2 protein-coding genes and 2 pseudogenes are annotated in these 2,658 nt (G+C 63.5%); 1 reads left to right on the top strand and 3 read right to left on the bottom strand.

The genetic code is table 11. From position 1 onward, the window contains the following. Window positions 1-300 (top strand): annotated as a pseudogene (locus VMR03_RS05635) (trans-aconitate 2-methyltransferase); the annotation flags it as partial. A gap of 117 nt (window positions 301-417) precedes the next feature. Here the strand turns inward: VMR03_RS05635 and VMR03_RS05630 are convergent. From VMR03_RS05630 to VMR03_RS05620, 3 genes and pseudogenes are all read right to left on the bottom strand, one after another. Further along, window positions 418-1,107, bottom strand: coding sequence for a DUF4336 domain-containing protein (locus VMR03_RS05630; protein WP_325403104.1), 690 nt, complete (start codon window positions 1,105-1,107; stop codon window positions 418-420). A gap of 19 nt (window positions 1,108-1,126) precedes the next feature. Continuing rightward, window positions 1,127-1,945, bottom strand: a complete 819-nt coding sequence (locus tag VMR03_RS05625) for an SDR family NAD(P)-dependent oxidoreductase (RefSeq protein WP_325403102.1) — start codon at window positions 1,943-1,945, stop codon at window positions 1,127-1,129. Then, window positions 1,945-2,658 (bottom strand): annotated as a pseudogene (locus VMR03_RS05620) (NAD(P)/FAD-dependent oxidoreductase); the annotation flags it as partial. The gene VMR03_RS05625 and the pseudogene VMR03_RS05620, both read right to left, overlap by 1 nt.

Genomic DNA, 2,658 nt, shown 5'->3' with positions numbered 1-2,658 from the left:
AGCGTCAACCGCGCGCTGCTGCCGCCCCCGTCGCATTACTACGATCTGCTGCAGCCCTTCGCCTCGCGTATCGACATCTGGCACACGATCTACAATCACCCGCTGGCGGATGCGGCGGCGATCGCCGAATGGGTCAAGGGGACGGGGCTTCGCCCCTGGCTCGAACCGCTGAACGAGGCTCAGCGCGAGGCCTATCTCGCCGAATATATCAGCCGCATCGCCAAGGCCTATCCGCCGCTTCGCGACGGCAAGGTGCTGCTGCGTTTTCCGCGGCTCTTCATCGTCGTGACGCGCCGCTGATGCCGGCGGCCCGGCGGTGGCGATACGAGAACGGCCTCCCTTGCGGCTTCATGAGGCGTCATCCTGATCTCGATACGCGGCGGACGAAGTGCCGCAGTGAAGAACTGCCGACGGTCGCTAGGAGAGCCAGCGGAAGGCGCGGCTTATGAATGCCTTTCCGTCGGCGATGACGGGCGTTCCATGCGCCATCAGAACTTTTTGGGTGGGCCATGCGAGAATGCGTTCGAGCGCGGCACGGGCGGCGCGCCTGTCGGTGAAGGCGACGCGGAACTTTCGCGGTACGGATGGTTCCGGCGCGACCATTCGGTCGAGTCTCGCCACAAGGGCCCGCCAGCCGGAAAACCAGCCGGCGGGGAACTGCTGAAGAAGATCGACAAAAAGCGTGGTGCCGCTCTTGATGTGAAAGAATACGGCCTCGGTCGTAATCGCGTTGCCTGTCATCAGAACCTGGTCGAGGTCATCGACCCAATCAGGACTTGGTACATTTCCAAGGTCGTTGTCGAACAGGATGTCCTTGCGCTTCTGCCGCAGACCCGGCGGGGCGTAAACCTTCGCCGACGGAAAGGCGCGCTTCCAGTCGGGAATGGAAAGATGATGCAGCGAGTTCGGCGCGACGAGGTGGCGAACGGCGCCGAGTGCGGCGACCTCAGTGCGAAGCTCTTCCGTGAGCGGGATCGGCGACCAGATGAAGAGGCCGCCATTAGACAATCTGATGACGGCCATTCGTGTGGGGTAGTGGAAGCCGAGGAACGCGGTGACGGCAGGTCCATCCGCAGTCCATATCTCGTCGCCGAATTGCTTCAACATGACGGATCCTTGTCGGGCGTCAACGTTCGGGCTTCAGGCCCCGTTCGGCGAGAAATTTTGCGCGGCCCTTTTCGCCGGACTTCTCGAAGGAAGACAACACCTTGTCGATTAGCCACGGAAAGGCACCCATCAGACGCGACGTGATGCTGTCGCCATAGGGAATGTAGGTTTCGAGCCTGCCCGTGTCGAGCGCCTTCATGCAGGCGTCGGCTACCTGCGCCGCCGTCAAGACCGTGCCGACGAAATTGAGCGGCGATCCATCATGCGTCGCCTCGTAGCGCAGCATCGGCGTGTCGACGCCGCTCGGAAAGACGCCCATGACGCGCACGCCGTCGTGCCGGAGTTCCGACCGCACGGAGGTCTGGAAACCGCGCAACCCGAATTTCGACGCCGCATAGGCGGCACTGCCGCGTAGCGCGATGATGCCGCCCATCGAGACGATGGAGAGAATGTCGCCGCTCTTGCGTGGCCGCATGATGCGGGCGGCGGCGCGGGTGAGCTGCATCGGCGCGATCAGGTTGATGAAGATGTGGCGGTCGAGCGCCTCCGGCGGCAGGGCGTCGATGTCGCCGGGCTCGACGAAGCCCGCATTGTTGACCAGAAGGGCGAGGTCGCTGTGGTCCTGCTCGATCGCGGAGGCGAGCGCCGCGACGCCCTCCGTCGTCGACAGATCGGCACGGATGGTCAGCGGCGTTCGTGAGAGGCGTTTCGCCACCTCCGCCATGCGCGCTTCGTTGATGTCGGCAAGGATCAGGTCGTAGCCGCGCTTGTCGAGGCGGATTGCGATCTCCTCGGCGATGGCGCCGCCGCCGCCGGTGATGAGAGCCTTCCGCGCCATCACGCGGCTTCTTTCTTCTTCGGTGTCACGCGCAACCTGTCGAAGCATCCTTCGGTCAGGTCCGGCCAGTGGAGGCGTTTGCGGATCGCATTCATATGCTTGCGGTAAGCGGCGATCTCGACATAGGTCGCATGGCGGTCCGAGCCGACGAAATGGATGCCGCCGGTGAGGTCCGGCTTGTCGGTGGCGATCAGCTTGTCGACGGCCGCCGCGTCGGCGCCGCCCTTCGCGCGGGCGACGATGGTGCGGGCGATCAGGTCGGCCATCTGGTCGAAAAGCTTGTAGGCGCCGCCATTGGTCTCCATGAAGCCGAGCGCATAGAGGTTCGGCGTCTCGCGGCTGAAAAGGTTCATGTAGAGATCGGGCCGGCTGTGCTTCCAGGTGAAATTCTTCGGATCGAGGTAAGGCACCTTCCACGCATAGCCTGTGGCGCAGAGCACCAGATCGATTTCCTCCGACGTGCCGTCCTTGAAATGCACCGTCTTGCCGTCGAAGCGCGCGATGTCGGGTTTTGCCTTGATGTCGCCATGCGCGAGGAAATGCAGGAGCTGGGTGTTGAGGATCGGATGCGTTTCGAAGATGCGATGATCGGGCTTCTGAAGACCGAGCCGCGTCAGATCGCCGTTTATGATCCGCAGCATCGCCCCGAAGACGCGCTGCTCGAGCCACATCGGAAGTTGCGGGCCCGACGCCGCGAAGGCATCGGCGGGAAG

This window comes from Parvibaculum sp. (assembly GCF_035511255.1).
In the GTDB taxonomy this organism is placed as follows: Bacteria; Pseudomonadota; Alphaproteobacteria; order Parvibaculales; family Parvibaculaceae; genus Parvibaculum.
This window is presented reverse-complemented; position numbering and strand designations above follow the sequence as displayed.